This window comes from Mycobacterium mantenii (genome assembly GCF_001667865.1).
Lineage (GTDB): Bacteria > Actinomycetota > Actinomycetes > Mycobacteriales > Mycobacteriaceae > Mycobacterium > Mycobacterium mantenii_A.
The window spans coordinates 48728-64859 of sequence record NZ_LZJP01000102.1 but is presented as its reverse complement, the minus strand read 5'-3'; the positions used below and the strand labels follow the sequence as shown (position 1 = coordinate 64859).

Sequence of the window (16132 nt, the reverse complement as noted above, 5' to 3'; positions counted from 1 at the left end):
TTCGGGCCGTTTTTCGCCCTGAGTTCACGCTCGGCGCTAGTCCTCGGGGTCCCCCCCGTCGGCGTCGCTGCCACCACGGATCAACGCTAGCGTGCCGGCCAGCTCGTCGGGCTTGATCAGCACTTCGCGCGCCTTGGACCCCTCCGACGGCCCGACGATGCCGCGGGTCTCCATCAGGTCCATCAGCCGGCCGGCCTTGGCGAATCCGACGCGCAGCTTGCGCTGCAGCATCGACGTCGAGCCGAACTGGCTGGACACCACGAGCTCGACGGCCTGCAGGAACACGTCCATGTCGTCGCCGATGTCGGGGTCGACGTCGGTGCGCTCGCCGGTGGGCTTGGCGGTGGTGACGCCTTCGGTGTACTCGGGTTCGGCCTGGTCCTTGCAGGCGCTGACGACGGCGTGGATCTCCTCGTCGGTGATGTAGGCGCCCTGCAGCCGGATCGGCTTGCCCGCACCCATCGGCAGGAACAGGCCGTCGCCCATGCCGATCAGCTTCTCCGCGCCGGCCTGGTCCAGGATGACGCGGCTGTCGGTCAGCGAGGACGTGGCGAACGCCAGCCGGGAGGGCACGTTGGTCTTGATCAGACCGGTGACCACGTCCACCGACGGGCGCTGGGTGGCCAGCACCAGGTGGATGCCCGCGGCGCGGGCCTTCTGGGTGATCCGCACGATGGCGTCCTCGACGTCGCGCGGGGCGGTCATCATCAGGTCGGCCAGCTCGTCGACGATCGCCACCACGTACGGGTAGGGCCGGTATTCGCGCTGGCTGCCCAGCGGCGCGGTGATGGCCCCGGACCGGACCTTCTCGTTGAAGTCGTCGATGTGGCGCACCCGGGACGCCTGCATGTCCTGGTAGCGCTGTTCCATCTCCTCGACCAGCCACGCCAGGGCGGCCGCCGCCTTCTTGGGCTGGGTGATGATCGGGGTGATCAGATGCGGAATGCCTTCATAAGGCGTCAGTTCCACCATCTTCGGGTCGATCAGGATCATCCTGACCTCTTCGGGGGTGGCGCGCGCCAGCAGCGATATCAGCATCGAGTTGACGAAGCTGGACTTACCGGATCCGGTGGAGCCGGCCACCAGCAGGTGCGGCATCTTGGCCAGGTTGGCCGAGATGAAGTCGCCCTCGATGTCCTTGCCGAGCCCGATCACCAGCGGGTGGTGATCGCGCCGGGTCGACGGCGCGGTGAGCACGTCGGCCAGCCGCACCATCTCCCGGTCGGTGTTGGGCACCTCGATGCCCACGGCCGACTTGCCCGGGATCGGGGCCAGCATCCGCACGCTCTCGGTGGCCACCGCGTAGGCGATGTTCTTCTGCAGCGCGGTGATCTTCTCGACCTTGACGCCCGGTCCCAGCTCGACCTCGTACCGGGTGACGGTCGGCCCGCGGGTGCATCCGGTGACGGCGGCGTCCACCTTGAACTGGGTCAGCACCTCGGTGATGGCATCGGCCATGACGTTGTTGGCGGCGCTGCGCTTCTTTGGCGGATCCCCCGGCACCAGCAGGTTCAGCGAGGGCAGCGTGTAGGGGCCCTCGACGACGCGGTCGAGCTGCACGGTGTCGTGCTTGTCCGCCGACCGTCCGCGCTTGCGGCCCCGCGAGGGCTGCACGGCGGGTTCGGGCACGGTGGGAATGTCGTCCTGCAGCGCGGCCTGGGCATCGTCGTCGGGCGACCACGCCGGGGGCTCGTCGGCGGGCACGGAAGGCGCGGCGTCGTAGCGGTTGTCGCGGTCCGCCTCGGGGTCGTCGAATTCGTCGGCGTAGTCGTAGGGCTCGTCGTCGTACACCTCGTCGACGAACCGGGTGTGGAACAGGTTGCGCATCACCACGGGCACCTCGCGGATGGTGGTGCCGGTCAGCAGCAGCAACCCGAACATGAAGCCGATGAACAACAGGGGCGCCGCGATCCAGGGGGTGAGTCCGTCCGAAAGCGGCCCGCCGATCGCGAAGCCGATGAAACCGGCCGCGCGGCGGCGCGCTTCGGGGTCTCCGGGCGAACCGGACCACAGGTGGCGCAGACCGAGCACCGACAGCGAGATCAGGCTGGCGCCCAGGATCAGCCTGGGGCGCACATCGGGGTTGGGCTCGGTGCGCATCAGGGTCACCGCCACGGCGGCGGTGACGACCGGCAGCGCCAGCACACCCGCGCCGATGAAGGTCCGCAGCAGCGTGTCGACCCACGTGCCGACCGGCCCCGCGGCGTGGAACCACGAGCTCGCCGCGACCACCACGGAAAAGCCCAGCAATAGCAGGGCGATTCCGTCGCGGCGGTGTCCGGGATCGATGTCGTGGGCCCGCCCGATCGATCGGGCCGCCCCGCCGGTCCCGCGGGCGGCCATCATCCAGATGGCGCGCATAGCGCGACCGCAGGTCAGCCCGGCTCCGACCAGCGGCGCGTGGTTACGCCGCCTGGCGGGCTTGCTGACCTTCTTGCGGGGCGCCGCCGGGCGCGCGCGCCGGGATCCGTTGGCGCGTGAAGGGGCCTTTGACCTGCTCGTTCGGCTTCCGGAGCGGGCGGCGGTCTTACTGGGCATGACGGCAAGGGTAGTCGCAACGACATCATCTACACCACCCGCCACACTGGTAACGGGCCGGCTTGTCGGGCATGTGGCGAATCGGGCCCCAAATCGCGTGAGTAGGGTGACATTCGGTTGCGAGAAGTCGTGCTCGTCACCCATCCGCTGAGCGCCCAGGAGGCCATCAATGCCCGTTGTCGTCGTCGCCACCATGACCGTCAAACCTGAGTCGGTCGACACCGTTCGCGACATCCTCACGCGGGCGGTCGAAGAGGTGCACGACGAGCCGGGCTGCCAGGTGTATTCGCTGCACCAGTCGGGCGAGACCTTCGTCTTCGTCGAGCAGTGGGCCGACGCCGAGGCGCTCAAGGCGCACAGCACGGCGCCGGCGGTCACCAACATGTTCGCCGCCGCCGGCGAGCACCTGGCCGGGGCGCCGGACATCAAGATGCTGCAGCCGGTTCCCGCGGGCGACCCGGCCAAAGGGCAGTTGCGGCCCTGATGGCCCGCTCGTCGGAAGGCCCGCTTGCGGGCAAGGTCGCCTTCATCACCGGAGCCGCGCGCGGGCAGGGCCGCGCGCACGCGGTGCGGCTGGCCGCCGACGGCGCGGACATCATCGCCGTCGACCTGTGCGATCAGATCGCCAGCGTCCCCTACTCGCTGGCCACGGCCGACGACCTGGCGGCCACGGTGAAGCTGGTGGAAGACACCGGCGCACGCATCGTGGCCTCTCAGGGCGACGTCCGCGACCGCGAATCGCTGTCCGCGGCGTTGCAGGCCGGCCTGGCCGAGTTCGGCCGGCTGGACATCGTGGTGGCCAACGCCGGGATCGCCCCCATGCAATCCGGTGACGACGGCTGGCGCGACGTCATCGACGTCAACCTCACCGGCGTCTACCACACCATCAAGGTCGCGATTCCCACCATGGTCAAGCAGGGCACCGGCGGCTCGATCGTGTTGATCAGTTCGAGCGCGGGGCTGGCCGGTGTCGGCAGCCCGGACGCCGGGTCGGTGGGCTACGCCGCCGCCAAGCACGGGGTGGTCGGGCTGATGCGGGTATACGCGAATCTGCTTGCCGGGCAGATGATTCGGGTCAATTCGATCCATCCGTCCGGCGTCGAGACGCCGATGATCAACAACGAGTTCACCCGGGAGTGGCTGGCCAAGATGGCCGCCGCGACCGACACGCCGGGGGCCATGGGCAACGCGATGCCGGTGGAGGTGCTGGACGTCGAGGACATCGCCAACGCGGTGGCGTGGCTGGTGTCCGACCAGGCGCGCTACATCACCGGGGTGACCCTGCCGGTCGACGCGGGATTCTTGAACAAGTAGCCGTCATGGCACGAAACTCGGTTGCGCAGACGGCATTTGGCCCGATGGTGCTGGCCGCCGTCGAGCAGAACGAGCCGCCCGGACGCCGCCTGGTCGACGACGACTTCGCCGAGCTCTTCTTGCCCGCCCCGCTGCGGTGGCTCGTCGGCGCGACCCGGTTGGCGCCGGTGCGCCGGCTGATGATCCGCGGCTCGGAGTTCACCGGTCCGGGACTGTGGGCGAATCTGGCCTGCCGCAAGCGTTTCATCGCCGACAAGCTCGCCGAGTCGCTCGACGACATCAACGCCGTCGTCATCCTGGGAGCAGGGCTGGACACCCGCGCCTACCAGCTGACCCGGCGCGTCCGCATCCCGGTGTTCGAGGTCGACCTGCCGGTGAACGTCGCCAGGAAATTCAAGACGGTCCGCCGGGTGCTCGGCGAGCTGCCGCTGTCGGTTCGGTTGGTGGCGTTGAACCTCGAGCACGACGACCTGCTCACCTCGCTCGCCGAACACGGATATCGCACCGACTACCGGGTGTTCTTCATCTGCGAAGGCGTCACCCAGTACCTCACCGAGGCGACCGTCCGGCGGACGCTGGACGGGCTGCGCGCGGCCGCGCCCGGCAGTCGTCTGGTATTCACCTACGTCCGTAGGGATTTCATCGATGGCACCAATCGCTACGGCACCCGCACGCTGTATCGCACCGTGCGCCAGCGGCGGCAACTGTGGCATTTCGGCCTGCAGCCCGACGAGGTCGCCGCGTTCCTCGACGAGTACGGCTGGCGGCTGGTGGAGCAGGCCGGCCCCGACGAACTCGTCCATCGTTACGTCGAGCCCACCGGCCGCAAACTCAAGGCCTCGCAACTGGAGTGGTCGGCCTACGCCGAGAAGACCTAGCGGGGTCAGACCTCGATGACGGTCGGCACGATCATCGGCTGCCGGCGGTAGGTTTCGCCCACCCACTTGCCGACCGTGCGCCGCACGCCCTGGGCGATTCGACCCGGATCGGTGATGTTCTCGGCGAGCAGCGCTTCCAGTTCCGCCTCGACCCTGCGCACGGCGGGCTCGAGCGCCTTGGGATCCTCGGAGAAACCGCGCGAATGCAGCTGCGGCGGGGCGACCGGGCGTCCGGTGCCGCGCGCGACCACCACGGTCACCGCCACGAAACCCGACGACAGAATCAGCCGTTCACCCAGGGTGATGTCGCCGACGTCGCCGTTGATCAGGCCGTCGACGAACATCTTGCCGACCGGCACCGCGCCGGCGATGGTGGCCTTACCCGCAACCAGGTCGACGCTCACCCCGTTCTCGGCCAGCAGGATCGACTCCTCCGGTACGCCCGTGCTCGCCGCCAGTTTTGAGTTGGCGCGCAGCATGCGCCACGTCCCGTGCACGGGCATGACGTGGCGCGGCCGAATCCCGTTGTACAGGAACAACAGTTCACCGGCGTAGGCGTGACCCGAAACATGGACGCGCGCTTGGGCATTGGTGACGACGCGGGCCCCGATCTTGGCGAGCTCGTCGATGACGCCGTAGACCGCTTCCTCGTTGCCCGGGATCAGCGACGACGCCAACACCACCAGGTCACCGGAGGTCAGCGTGATACTGCGATGCTCCCCACGCGACATCCGCGACAGCGCCGACATGGGTTCGCCCTGGGTGCCGGTGGTGATCAGCACCACCTTCTCGGCCGGCATCATCTCGGCGGCGCCGATGTCGATCACGTCCGAGTCGGCCACCCGCAGGAAGCCGAGCTCGCGGGCGATCCCCATGTTGCGCACCATGGATCGGCCGACGAACGATACCCGCCGACCCAAAGCGACTGCGGCGTCGATGATTTGCTGCACCCGGTCCACGTTGGAGGCGAAGCACGCGATGATGACGCGCCCGTCGGCGCCGCGGATCAGCCGGTGCAGCGTCGGGCCGACCTCGCTTTCCGACGGCCCCACGCCGGGGTGCTCGGAATTGGTTGAGTCGCATAGGAACAGGTCCACTCCCGCGTCGCCGAGCCGCGACATGCCGGGCAGGTCGGTGGGGCGGCCGTCCAGGGGAAGCTGGTCGAGCTTGATGTCACCGGTGTGCAGGACCGTTCCCGCACCGGTGTGCACGGCGATCGCCAGCGCGTCGGGGATGGAGTGGTTGACGGCGAAGTACTGGCACTCGAACACGCCGTGGCTGCTCTTCTGGCCCTCGGCCACCTCGACGAAAACCGGCTTGAGACGGTGCTCGCGACACTTCGCGGCGACCAGCGCCAGGGTGAACTTCGAACCGACGACCGGGATGTCGGGGCGCAGCTTGAGCAGGAACGGGATGCCGCCGATGTGGTCCTCGTGGGCGTGGGTGAGCACCAGCGCCTCGATGTCTTCGAGCCGGTCTTCGATGTGGCGCAGGTCCGGCAGGATGAGGTCGACGCCGGGCTCGTCGTGGGTGGGGAACATCACCCCGCAGTCGATGATCAGCAGCCGGCCCAGGTGCTCGAAAACCGTCATGTTGCGGCCGATTTCGCTGATGCCGCCAAGAGCGGTGACCCGCAACCCTCCCGTGGCCAAAGGGCCTGGCGGGGCGAGGTCTACATCCACTTCTCGGAAACTCCTCGGGTCAACGCAGCACCGAGGCCGCACGCATGTCCGCGGCCAACGCGTCGAGTTGTTCTGGCGTTGCGGGCATTTGCGGCAACCGTGGATCGCCGACGTCGATGCCCTGCAGGCGCAGGCCGGCCTTGGACATCGTCACCCCGCCCAGGCGGGCCATCGCGTCGCACAGCGGGGCGACGGTGGAATTGATCTTGCGGGCCGTGGCGATGTCCCCGGAGCTGAAGGCGGACAACATCTCCCGCAGCTGCCCCGCCGCCACGTGGGAGATCACGCTGATGAAGCCGATCGCGCCCATCGCCAGCCAGGGCAGGTTCAGCGCGTCGTCGCCGGAGTAGTAGGCCAGGCCGGTCTCGGCGATGATCTGGCCACCGCTGTGCAGGTCGGCCTTCGCATCCTTGATCCCGACGATGTTGGGGTGGGCGGCCAGCGCACGGATGGTCTCGGGCTGGATCGGGATCACCGAACGGGGCGGGATGTCGTAGAGCAGCACCGGCAGCTCGGTCGCGTCGGCGACGGCGGTGAAGTGGGCGATCAGCCCGCTCTGGGGAGGCTTCGAGTAGTACGGCGTGACCACCAGCAGCCCGTGGGCGCCCTCGGCCGCGCAGGCCTTGGCCAGCCGCACGCTGTGGGCGGTGTCATAGGTGCCGGCGCCGGCGATGACGCGGGCCCGGTCGCCGACCGCCTCCAGCACCACGCGCAGCAGCTCTCGCTTCTCATCGTCGGTGGTGGTCGGGGACTCGCCGGTGGTTCCGGAGACCACCAGCCCGTCGCAGCCCGCGTCGATCAGGTGATTGGCCAGTTGGGCGGCCGCGGCGGTGTCGACGGAGCCGTCAGCGCCAAACGGTGTGACCATTGCGGTCAGCACGGTTCCCAACCGCGCTGGGGCGTCGAATCCGACCGTGCTCACGGTGTTCAGGTTACCTGGCGGCGGCAAGGTATTTAGCATCCACGTAAGCGCGCGCCGTTGCCACGACGGGTCAGGCTTCGGTCGCCAGCGGGCTGGTCGCGACCTCGGTGCCGTCGGCCAGGGTGGAGATCTCGAAGTCGGCGAACACCGCGGGCGCCACACCCGCCAGCTGGCGCAGGCATTCGATGGCGAGCCGCCGGATCTCCACGTCGGCGTGCTCGCTGGCGCGCATCGCGATGAAGTGCCGCCACGCCCGGTAGTTGCCGGTCACGACGATGCGGGTCTCGGTCGCGTTGGGCAGCACGGCGCGGGCCGCCTGGCGGGCCTGTTTGCGCCGCAGGATTGCGTTGGGCTGGTCAGCGAACTTGGCTTCCAGCTTGGTCAGCAGCTCGGTGTAGGTGGCGCGGCTGGCGTCGGCGGCCTTGGTGAGGATCTGCTGCAGCTCCGGGTCGTCTTCCATGCCCGGCGGCACGACGACGCGCGAGTCCCGCTCGGGGACGTAGCGCTGCGACAGCTGCGAGTAGGAGAAGTGGCGATGCCGAATCAGCTCGTGGGTGCACGATCGCGAGATGCCGGTGATGTAGAACGACACGCTCGCGTGTTCGAGCACCGAGAAGTGGCCGACGTCGATGATGTGCCTGATGTAGCCGGCGTTGGTCGCGGTCTTGGGATTGGGTTTCGACCAGCTTTGATAGCAGGCCCGGCCGGCGAACTCGACCAACGCGGGGCCGCCGTCGGCGTCGGTGTTCCACGGCACGTCGGGGGGCGCCAAGAAGTCGGTCTTGGCGATCAGTTGCACGCGCAGCGGCGCGATCTCGGCCACGGCGCTCACCTTAGCCCGGCGATGATGCGCGCCACGGAGTGGCGCGAGGTGGAGCCGGGCAATCAGCCTTAAGGCGTGCCGGGCGGATCGATGTCGCAGACCCGCACTTTGCCGCAGACCAGCAACGGCAGCAGCGCGTCCCGGAAGCCCCCCAGCCGCTGGCTTTCGGTGCGGCGCGCGTGACACATCGCACCCAGACCGGTGAGCGTCCGCGCCAGCGCCGGGCTCAGCCGGCGGACGTCGGGCACCGGCACGTCCAGCAGGTCGCGGGGTTGAATCCGCTGATGGCTGCCCGACGTTCCCGCGGCCCTCTGCTGCAGGCGCAGTGCGACATCGGGTTGCCGCAGCGCCGACCACAGGGCCGAGGAATCGATGCCGACCGGCCTCAGCACGACGAACTCGGTGCTGGCCAGGGCCATGTCCGGCGGCGGGCTCGCCACGTTCCAGATCCGTGGGATCCGCGGGTTCAGCTTGGCGAAGAGAACGCACGGCCCGGTCAGGAGCAGCTTGGCGCTGCGCACCGCCGCGGCGTCGACCAGGCGGGGTCTCGCGCCGTCGTCGAACGCCGGCAGGCTGAAGTGGGCGACGCGATCGTCGAACTCGGTCACGTTGCGGGTCACGGTCGACCGGGTCGCCAGGCTGGACAGCCGCACGCGATCCGGCGCCGATGCGGCCAGGGCGACCATCAGGCGTTCGGCCGTCTCGATGACCCGGTCGTTGGCGGCGATCTTGTCGTCTAGGGCGCCGAGCAGTTCGGCGATCCGCCGCCGTTCGTCCGCCGCGACGGTGCACACCGACACGTCGTTCAGGATTTTCTGGTTGAGCAGGGGCTGGCCCGACCCGGATCGGTGGTCGGCCAGCCGGCAGGTCTGCAGGGCGTAGTACCAGTACCGGGTCTCTCCCGGGTCTTTGGCCCGGCACACCAGCGCGTTCTCGGTGACCCAGACATCGGAGTCGCAGTAGCGCAGGCTGCCGCAGTACGAGCCGACGCGGCCGAGCACGATCAACGGTCCGCTGGCGTTGTGTTCGGCGGCATAACCGATCGCGCCGTTGGCGCCGTAGACGGGAAAACGCCCGTCGGATGCCCGCCGCGGCGCGCTGCTTCCGGTGCTGAAGTCGAGGTGCTCGCGCAAGACGGTCTTCACCGCAGCCGCTCCAGCTGCTCACGCACCGATTTCTCGGTGCGCGTCGATTCGTCGAGCGCGGCCAGCAGGTCGTCGGTCAATCGCGCGATCTTGTCGCCGACCGGCTCGTCGTCGTCCCGCTCGGTCGGTGCGTCCACGTAGCGTCCCGGCGTCAGCGGGTAGCCCGCGGCCCTGATGTCGTCCAGCGGCACGGACCGGCAGAATCCCGGAACGTCTTGGTAGGTAAGGCCTTTGGCGAGGGCCGATGCCGCTCCCGACCACGCGTGATAGGTGTCGCCGATCCGGACGATCTCGTCGCGGGTCAGTGCGCGCTCGGCGCGGTCCACCAGGTGGCCCAGGCCACGCGCGTCGATGAACAGCACCTGGCCCGACCGGTGCGCCTTGTCGGTGGCGAAGAACCACACGCACACCGGTATTCCGGTGCTGCGGAACAGCTGGGCGGGCAATGCGACCATGCATGACACCAGGTCCGCATCGACGATCCGGGCCCGGATGTCGCCCTCGCCCAACGCGTTCGACGACATCGAACCGTTGGCCATCACCACGCCGGCCTTGCCGCCGGGCGCCAGCTTGCACAGGATGTGTTGAATCCAGGCGTAATTCGCGTTGGTCGCGGGGGGAACGCCGAAGCGCCAGCGTGGATCGTTCGGGTCGCGGGCCCAATCCTTGATGTTGAAGGGCGGGTTGGCCATCACGTAGTCCATCTGCACGCCGGCGTGCTGGTCGACGACCAGGGTGTCAGCGCACCGCGGGCCCAGGCCCGCGTCGTCGATGCCGTGCACGGCCAGGTTCATCTTCGCCATTCGCCAGGTCTGCTCCACGCTTTCCTGGCCGTAGACGGTCACTTTCGCGGGATCGCCGTGGTGTTCGGCGACGAAGTGCTCGGTCTGCACGAACATCCCGCCCGAGCCGCAGCACGGGTCATACACCCGCCCGCCGGTCGGTTCGAGCACCTCGACGAGCAGCCGCACGACGGTGGGCGGGGTGAAGAATTCGCCGCCCCGCCGCCCTTCCGCGCGAGCGAAATTGCCCAGGAAGTACTCATACACCTCGCCCAGCAGGTCGCCGCCGCGATCGCCAAGGCGTGCGCCGTCGAGCAGGGTCACCAGCTCGGCGAGGCGGCGCCGATCGAGGTTTTCGTACAGCCGGGGCAGCATCCCGGCCAGCGCCGGGTTCGCCGTCATCACGGCATCCATCGCCTCATCCGCCAACCTGCCGAGGTGATCGGAATCTACGTTGTCCGCCAATGCTTTCCAGTGCGATTCGGAGACATGCTCGAGGAACACCAGGCCCAGGATCACGTCCTTGTACTGACTGGCCGACAGGGAGCCGCGCAGCTTCTCGGCCGCCTTCCACAGCGTGGCCTTGAGCTCCTTGGACGTCGACGCCGGCATCAGCTGACCCGCTTGGCCGCCGCGCGTAGCTCGCCGGACAGATCACCGCGCCCGGCGACGCTGAATCCACCCAGGTCCAGCCAGGACGCCATGGACGCAAGTTCGCCGGCCAGGGCCGCGGCGACGGGGGCCTTGGGCACATCGGGCTCGCCGAATGCGCCCAGGACCCGCAGCGAATTCGCGGCCCGGTCGGCCTTGAGGTCGACCCGCGCCACCAGCCGCCCGTCCATCAGCAGCGGCCACACGTAGTAGCCGTACTGACGTTGGGCGGCAGGGGTGTAAATCTCGATGCGGTAATGGAATTCGAATAAGCGCTCGACGCGGGGCCGGAAGAAGATCAGCGGATCGAACGGACACAGTAGCGCGGTGCCGCGGTCTGCGCGGGGGACCGTGCGGCCCGCCCGCAGATAGGCCGGCGCCGACCAGCCGTCGACGTCGACCGGCTCGATGTCACCGGCGGCGACCAGCGCGGCGATCGCAGGCTTGACCTGCTGGGCCGACAGCCGAAAGTAGTCGCGGAGGTCGGCCTCGGTGCCCACGCCCAGCGCGGTGGCGGCCCGCAGCACCAGTTCACGGATCGCCTCGTCGTCGTCGACCTCGCGGGCCAGCACGCCGGCCGGCAGCACCCGCTCCACCAGGTCGTAGTGACGAGCGAAGCCGACCCGGGTGGCCGTGGTGAGCACCCCGGACGAGAACAGCGCCTCGGCCACCCACTTGGTGTCGCTGCGGGTGCCCCACCAGCTCCCTCGGGGCCCGCGCGGTTCGGCCTCGAGATGGGCCTCGATCTGTCCTGCGGTGCTGGGCCCGAGCTCGGCGACGGCCGCGACGATCTTGTCGGCAAGTTCCGGGTTGGCCTTGACGATGTGGGTGCCCCATCGGCCGTGCCGGTACTGGCGCATCCGCCAGCGCAGCAGCGGCCAGTCCTCGACGGCCATCAGCGCGGCCTCGTGCGCCCAGTACTCGGCCAGCAGCCGCGACGAGCGCGGGCCCCAGGCGGCGCGGTCGAGCACGTCGCGCTCGTACGGGCCGAGCCGGCTGAACACCGGAGCGTAGTGCGCGCGGACTGCCACCGAGACCGAATCCAATTGCAGCACTTGGATCCTGGAGATCAGTCGCTTCAGGTGGGCCCGGGTGATCTGGCCACCGGGCCGGGGCTCGCTAAAACCTTGGGCCGCAACGGCTATCCGCCGGGCTTGGGCGGCCGATAGCCTGCGGGTCGACACGGCGCTGAGAATACCGGCCGGGTCCGACGAGTTGCGCTACGACGCTGAGCCGGCGCTGACTTTCTCGTCCGACCGCGCTTTCTCGTCCAGCCGCGCCACGGAATCGGTCTCGGACGCGTTCGTTTGTTCCTCGTAGGCCGCCTCGAGAGCTTTCGGAACGTCGCCGAGGTCGCGGTACACGCCCATCAACTGCTCGAGAATCCGGATCCGTTGCCGACTCGCCTCGTCCACGGCCCTTCGGGCCTCGTCACGATCCCGGTCGGCCCGCTCCTTCGCCTCGGCCAACAGCCGCTCACGCGCCTGCTGGGCGTCTTCGCGCAGGCTGGCCAGCTCGGCCTCGAGCTTTTCCTTGGTCTCCTGATACTCGGCTTCCATGGTTTCCCGCTGCGCGGCCATGTCCGACAGCATCTGCTCGCGCTTCCGCTGGGTTTCCTCGGCCTCGGCCTCGGCCGCCGCGATCAGCGCATCCGCTTCGGCCCGCGCCTCGGCCTGCATCTCGGCCACCTCGTCGACCGCGCGGCTGAGCATCTTCGCCATCCGCTGCTGCACCGCGTGCGGCGACGGCGAGGTGTCGGTGAGCGCGGCCACTTCCTTGCGCAGTGCGGCCGTTTGATCGCCGGATTCCTGCAGCCGGGCCCGCAGGCTCGACACGTCGTCAAGCAGCAGCTGCTGCTTGGTGGTCAGCATCTCGATGTGGGCATCAACCGCGGCCGCGTCGTAGCCCATGAACTTTCGAGAGAACGTCTTCACGGGTTCGGTATTCACTGCCAATTCCCCCTATCTCTCCGAACGCCTGGTTGCCCTGTGCGACCGACCCCCGCGTCCGAGTATGTCAGGTCAGGCGGAGGGCGCGAACGGCAGCGCGGACGGCCGGCGGTAGCTGTGGAAGCGATACCGCAGCCCCGAGCGGCTGGCCAGCCACTCCCCCGTTTCACCCACCCAGGTGTCGTCCAGCGTCGGCGCCAGCGCATCGTCGTCATCGCGGCGCAAATCGATTTCGATCTCGGTGACCTCGCAGCGGGTGGCGTACGGCAGCGCCAGCAAATAGACCTGCTCGCCGCCGATGACCCAGACCTCGGGCTCGGCCGCGCCATCGGCGAGGGCATCCTCCAGGGACCCGACCACCCGCGCCCCCTCGGCGACGAAGCCGGAGGTACGGGTTAGGACGAGGTTGCGGCGGCCCGGCAGGGGCCGCACCTTCGCCGGTAACGAATCCCACGTCCGCCGGCCCATGATCACCGGGTGGCCCAGGGTCACCTCTTTGAACCGGGAGAGATCTTCCGGCACCTTCCAGGGGATGTCGCCACCGCGCCCGATGACGCCCGAGGTCGACTGGGCCCAGACCAGGCCCACCTCCGTGGTCCGCGTCATACCGCGACGGGGGCTTTGATCGCCGGGTGCGGGTCGTAGTTCTTGACGACGACGTCGTCGTAGGTGTAATCGAAAATCGAATCCCTTGCTCCCAGAACGAGTTCCGGATACGGCCGGGGCTCGCGGCTCAGCTGCAGCCGCACCTGTTCGACATGGTTGTCGTAGATGTGGCAGTCCCCGCCGGTCCACACGAATTCGCCGACCGAGAGGCCGGACTGGGCGGCCATCATGTGCGTCAGCAGCGCGTAGCTGGCGATGTTGAACGGCACGCCCAGGAACAGGTCGGCGCTGCGCTGGTAGAGCTGGCAGCTCAGCCGCCCGTCGGCCACGTAGAACTGGAAGAACGCGTGACAAGGCGGCAGCGCCATCTGCGGGATTTCGCCGACGTTCCAGGCCGAGACGATGATCCGCCTCGAGTTGGGGTCGGTGCGCAGCAGGTCCAGGGCCGCGCTGATCTGATCGACGTGCTCACCCGACGGCGTGGGCCAGGACCGCCACTGCACACCGTAGATCGGCCCGAGATCGCCTGTGCTGCTTGCCCATTCGTCCCAGATGGTGACGCCGTGCTCGTGCAGCCAGGCGACGTTGGAATCGCCGCGCAGGAACCAGAGCAATTCGTAGATCACCGACTTCAGGTGCACCTTCTTGGTGGTGAGCAGCGGGAAACCGGCCGACAGGTCATAGCGCAGCTGCTGACCGAACAGGCTGCGGGTCCCCGTGCCGGTGCGGTCGGATTTCGCCGTTCCCCGATCGAGCACCAGGCGGAGCAAGTCCTCGTAGGGCGTCGGGATCGGCACGCCGCAAGAATAGCGTCGATGGCGCGGAGTAGAACGGGTGCCATGCCGAACATCATCGACGTCGTCACCACCCCCGATGGCACCTGCACGGTGCACCTGTTCACCCCCGACGGCCCGGAATCCCAAGTCCCGTGGCCCGGTGTCGTCATGTACCCCGACGCCGGCGGCGTGCGCGACACCTTCCAGCAGATGGCGGCCAAGCTGGCCGGCTACGGCTATGCCGTGCTGCTCCCGGATGTCTACTACCGCACCGCCGACTGGGCGCCGTTCGACATGGCGACCGTCTTCAGCGACAAGAAGGAACGCGGGCGCCTGTTCTCGATGATCGGCAGCGTCACCCCGGACCGGATGGCCGCCGACGCGAGCGCGTTCTTCGACTATCTGGCCGCCCGCCCCGAGGTGGTCGGCGAGCGCTTCGGGGTGTGCGGCTACTGCATGGGCGGGCGGACGGCGCTCATCGTGGCGGGCCGGGTGCCCGAGCGGGTGGCCGCGGCGGCGTCCTTCCACGGCGGTGGCCTGGTGACCGACACCGATGACAGCCCGCACCTGCTGGCCGACCGGATCCGCGCCACCGTGTACATCGGCGGCGCCCAGAACGACGCGTCGTTCACCGCCGATCACGCCGAACAGCTCGACAAGGCGCTGACGGCGGCCGGCGTGCAGCACACCATCGAGTGGTATCCGGCCGGCCACGGATTCGCGGTGCCGGACAACGCGCCGTACGACGCCGCCGCGGCCGAGCGGCATTGGGACGCGATGACGGCGGTGTTCGCTGCCGCGCTACCGCGCTAGCGCGTTCACCAGCAGCTTCGCGGCCACGGTCGCCCCGTCGGCGCGGATGGTGGCGGCCACCGCGCTCGCTCGCGCGCGGGTCGGTTCGGTCAGCGCCGTCTTAAGTACCGCCGAGAGCGACTCGGTGCTCGGAGCGGGACCATCGTGGGCGGCGCCGATGCCCAGGTCTCTCACCCGGGCTGCCCAGTACGGCTGGTCGGCGCCCTGGGGCACCACCACCTGCGGCGCGCCGGCCCGGGCGGCGGCCGTCGTGGTGCCTGCCCCGCCGTGGTGCACGGCGGCGGCGACCCGCCCGAACAGCGCCTGGTGGTTGACGTCGCCGACGGCGAAGCAGTCGTCCCGGTCGTCGATCGGGGCCAGCCCCGCCCAGCCGCATGACACCAGGACACGGCGGCCCTGGGCGCGGACCGCCTCGATGGCCGTCCGGGCGACGTCCGCTGAGGCGCGCATGGGCATGCTCCCGAAACCCACGTAGACCGGCGGTGCGCCGGACTCGAGGAATGTCACCAACTCGGCCGGCAGCGGGCGTTCGTCGCGCAGCAGCCAGGCGCCGGTCTGGACCACGTCGAGGTCGCCGGGCCGCCACGGGTCAAGGATCGGATCCGTCGCCAGCCACGGGCGGTCCGTCAGCGCGTAGTCGCGCAGGTTGTCCAACGGCGGCAGGCCGAGTGACGCCCGGTGACCGTTGAGCGTCTCGCCGAACAGCTCCTGCATGTGCCGGCCATCGAGTTGCCACAGCACCCGGTTGTCGACCGCGCCCGCAGGGAACGGCCCGTTCGCGTACCCCGGCGGCGGGTGGTGCGGCGACGGCAGGATGGTGGGCTGGTAACTCACGTAGACGTACGGGATGCCCAGGCTTTCCGATGCCGACCGAGCGGCGGCCGCGGCCGGCGGGAAGCCGGCCACCACCACGGCATCGCAGCCCTGCGCCGCGGCGGCCACGGTGTCGAATTGCGCGGCGATCAACCCGTCCAGGTGCCGGCGCAAGTCCTCCTCGGAGGGCGTCGCCCCGGTCTTCATCGCGCGCAGTGAGTCGCCGAGGGGCAGCATCCGCACGCCGACACCGGCCAGCAGCTCAACGAATTCGGCATCCGGCGGCGCGCTCACCCGCGCGTCGACGCCGAGCGTCCGCAACTGCACCGCGAGCGCCGCCAGCGGCTCGACGCCCCCGCGCGAGTCGTACGCCGACAGCAACACTCGCATCCGCCGCTCCCACCTGCCCGGTCGGCAAACTCTATCGCCGGCGGTGCGTC

The 16132-nt window shown here is 69.3% G+C and carries 15 protein-coding genes; 4 read left to right on the top strand and 11 right to left on the bottom strand.

What is annotated here, in order from left to right; all coding sequences use genetic code 11:
• Positions 1-36: 36 nt before the first annotated feature.
• Positions 37-2733 carry an FtsK/SpoIIIE family DNA translocase gene (locus A5688_RS19450; RefSeq protein WP_120312567.1) on the bottom strand — a complete coding sequence of 899 codons (2697 nt, stop codon included), beginning with the start codon at positions 2731-2733 and terminating at the stop codon, positions 37-39.
• Here A5688_RS19450 and A5688_RS19445 point away from each other — a divergent pair.
• Genes A5688_RS19445 through A5688_RS19435 form a run of 3 tightly spaced genes read left to right on the top strand, consistent with a single transcriptional unit; the run spans position 2708 to position 4730 of the window.
• Complete coding sequence (locus A5688_RS19445; protein WP_067839777.1) at positions 2708-3022, top strand: putative quinol monooxygenase; 315 nt, start codon at positions 2708-2710, stop codon at positions 3020-3022. The two genes, A5688_RS19450 and A5688_RS19445, sit on opposite strands and share 26 nt — an antisense overlap.
• Positions 3022-3852, top strand: coding sequence for a mycofactocin-coupled SDR family oxidoreductase (locus A5688_RS19440; RefSeq protein ID WP_067839774.1), 831 nt, complete (start codon positions 3022-3024; stop codon positions 3850-3852). The genes A5688_RS19445 and A5688_RS19440 overlap by 1 nt, the downstream gene beginning before the upstream one ends.
• Positions 3853-3857: 5 nt before the next feature.
• Complete coding sequence (locus tag A5688_RS19435) at positions 3858-4730, top strand: SAM-dependent methyltransferase (protein WP_082955161.1); 873 nt, start codon at positions 3858-3860, stop codon at positions 4728-4730.
• 5 nt (positions 4731-4735) lie between these two features.
• Here A5688_RS19435 and A5688_RS19430 read toward each other — a convergent pair whose 3' ends face one another.
• From A5688_RS19430 to A5688_RS19390, 9 genes are all read right to left on the bottom strand, one after another.
• Complete coding sequence (locus A5688_RS19430; RefSeq protein WP_067839769.1) at positions 4736-6412, bottom strand: ribonuclease J; 1677 nt, start codon at positions 6410-6412, stop codon at positions 4736-4738.
• Between the two features lie 19 nt (positions 6413-6431).
• The gene (gene dapA, locus A5688_RS19425) at positions 6432-7334 is read right to left on the bottom strand and encodes a 4-hydroxy-tetrahydrodipicolinate synthase (RefSeq protein ID WP_067912975.1); all 903 of its coding nucleotides are present in this window, start codon (positions 7332-7334) and stop codon (positions 6432-6434) included.
• 70 nt (positions 7335-7404) lie between these two features.
• Positions 7405-8157 (bottom strand): FAD-dependent thymidylate synthase, encoded by a 753-nt coding sequence (thyX, locus tag A5688_RS19420; RefSeq protein WP_067839764.1) that lies wholly within the window; start codon positions 8155-8157, stop codon positions 7405-7407.
• 68 nt (positions 8158-8225) lie between these two features.
• The gene (locus A5688_RS19415) at positions 8226-9302 is read right to left on the bottom strand and encodes a restriction endonuclease subunit S (protein ID WP_067839761.1); all 1077 of its coding nucleotides are present in this window, start codon (positions 9300-9302) and stop codon (positions 8226-8228) included.
• Positions 9299-10696 (bottom strand): type I restriction-modification system subunit M, encoded by a 1398-nt coding sequence (locus tag A5688_RS19410; RefSeq protein ID WP_067912972.1) that lies wholly within the window; start codon positions 10694-10696, stop codon positions 9299-9301. Before A5688_RS19410 ends, A5688_RS19415 begins: the two co-directional genes overlap by 4 nt.
• A complete protein-coding gene (locus tag A5688_RS19405; RefSeq protein ID WP_067839755.1) occupies positions 10696-11919 on the bottom strand; it encodes a winged helix-turn-helix domain-containing protein in 1224 nt (407 codons plus the stop codon). Before A5688_RS19405 ends, A5688_RS19410 begins: the two co-directional genes overlap by 1 nt.
• Positions 11920-11955: 36 nt before the next feature.
• A complete protein-coding gene (locus A5688_RS19400; RefSeq protein ID WP_431602679.1) occupies positions 11956-12645 on the bottom strand; it encodes a cell division protein DivIVA in 690 nt (229 codons plus the stop codon).
• Positions 12646-12756: 111 nt separating this feature from the next.
• A complete protein-coding gene (locus A5688_RS19395) occupies positions 12757-13290 on the bottom strand; it encodes a dihydrofolate reductase (RefSeq protein ID WP_067839750.1) in 534 nt (177 codons plus the stop codon).
• Positions 13287-14087, bottom strand: coding sequence for a thymidylate synthase (locus A5688_RS19390; protein ID WP_067839748.1), 801 nt, complete (start codon positions 14085-14087; stop codon positions 13287-13289). Before A5688_RS19390 ends, A5688_RS19395 begins: the two co-directional genes overlap by 4 nt.
• Before the next feature lie 42 nt (positions 14088-14129).
• Between A5688_RS19390 and A5688_RS19385 the strand changes: the two genes are divergently transcribed.
• Positions 14130-14879 (top strand): dienelactone hydrolase family protein, encoded by a 750-nt coding sequence (locus A5688_RS19385; RefSeq protein ID WP_067839745.1) that lies wholly within the window; start codon positions 14130-14132, stop codon positions 14877-14879.
• Here the strand turns inward: A5688_RS19385 and A5688_RS19380 are convergent.
• Positions 14868-16082, bottom strand: coding sequence for a glycosyltransferase (locus A5688_RS19380; protein ID WP_067839742.1), 1215 nt, complete (start codon positions 16080-16082; stop codon positions 14868-14870). The two genes, A5688_RS19385 and A5688_RS19380, sit on opposite strands and share 12 nt — an antisense overlap.
• Positions 16083-16132 lie beyond the last annotated feature (50 nt).

What these genes read in the sequence shown, in the direction of transcription:
- A5688_RS19445 (WP_067839777.1), top strand. Translation starts at nt 2,708, where the DNA reads ATGCCCGTTGTCGTCGTCGCCACCATGACCGTCAAACCTGAGTCGGTC.
- A5688_RS19450 (WP_120312567.1), bottom strand. Translation starts at nt 2,733, where the DNA reads ATGGTGGCGACGACGACAACGGGCATTGATGGCCTCCTGGGCGCTCAG.
- A5688_RS19440 (WP_067839774.1), top strand. Translation starts at nt 3,022, where the DNA reads ATGGCCCGCTCGTCGGAAGGCCCGCTTGCGGGCAAGGTCGCCTTCATC.
- A5688_RS19435 (WP_082955161.1), top strand. Translation starts at nt 3,858, where the DNA reads ATGGCACGAAACTCGGTTGCGCAGACGGCATTTGGCCCGATGGTGCTG.
- A5688_RS19410 (WP_067912972.1), bottom strand. Translation starts at nt 10,696, where the DNA reads ATGCCGGCGTCGACGTCCAAGGAGCTCAAGGCCACGCTGTGGAAGGCG.
- A5688_RS19400 (WP_431602679.1), bottom strand. Translation starts at nt 12,645, where the DNA reads ATGGGCTACGACGCGGCCGCGGTTGATGCCCACATCGAGATGCTGACC.
- A5688_RS19395 (WP_067839750.1), bottom strand. Translation starts at nt 13,290, where the DNA reads ATGACGCGGACCACGGAGGTGGGCCTGGTCTGGGCCCAGTCGACCTCG.
- A5688_RS19385 (WP_067839745.1), top strand. Translation starts at nt 14,130, where the DNA reads ATGCCGAACATCATCGACGTCGTCACCACCCCCGATGGCACCTGCACG.
- A5688_RS19380 (WP_067839742.1), bottom strand. Translation starts at nt 16,082, where the DNA reads ATGCGAGTGTTGCTGTCGGCGTACGACTCGCGCGGGGGCGTCGAGCCG.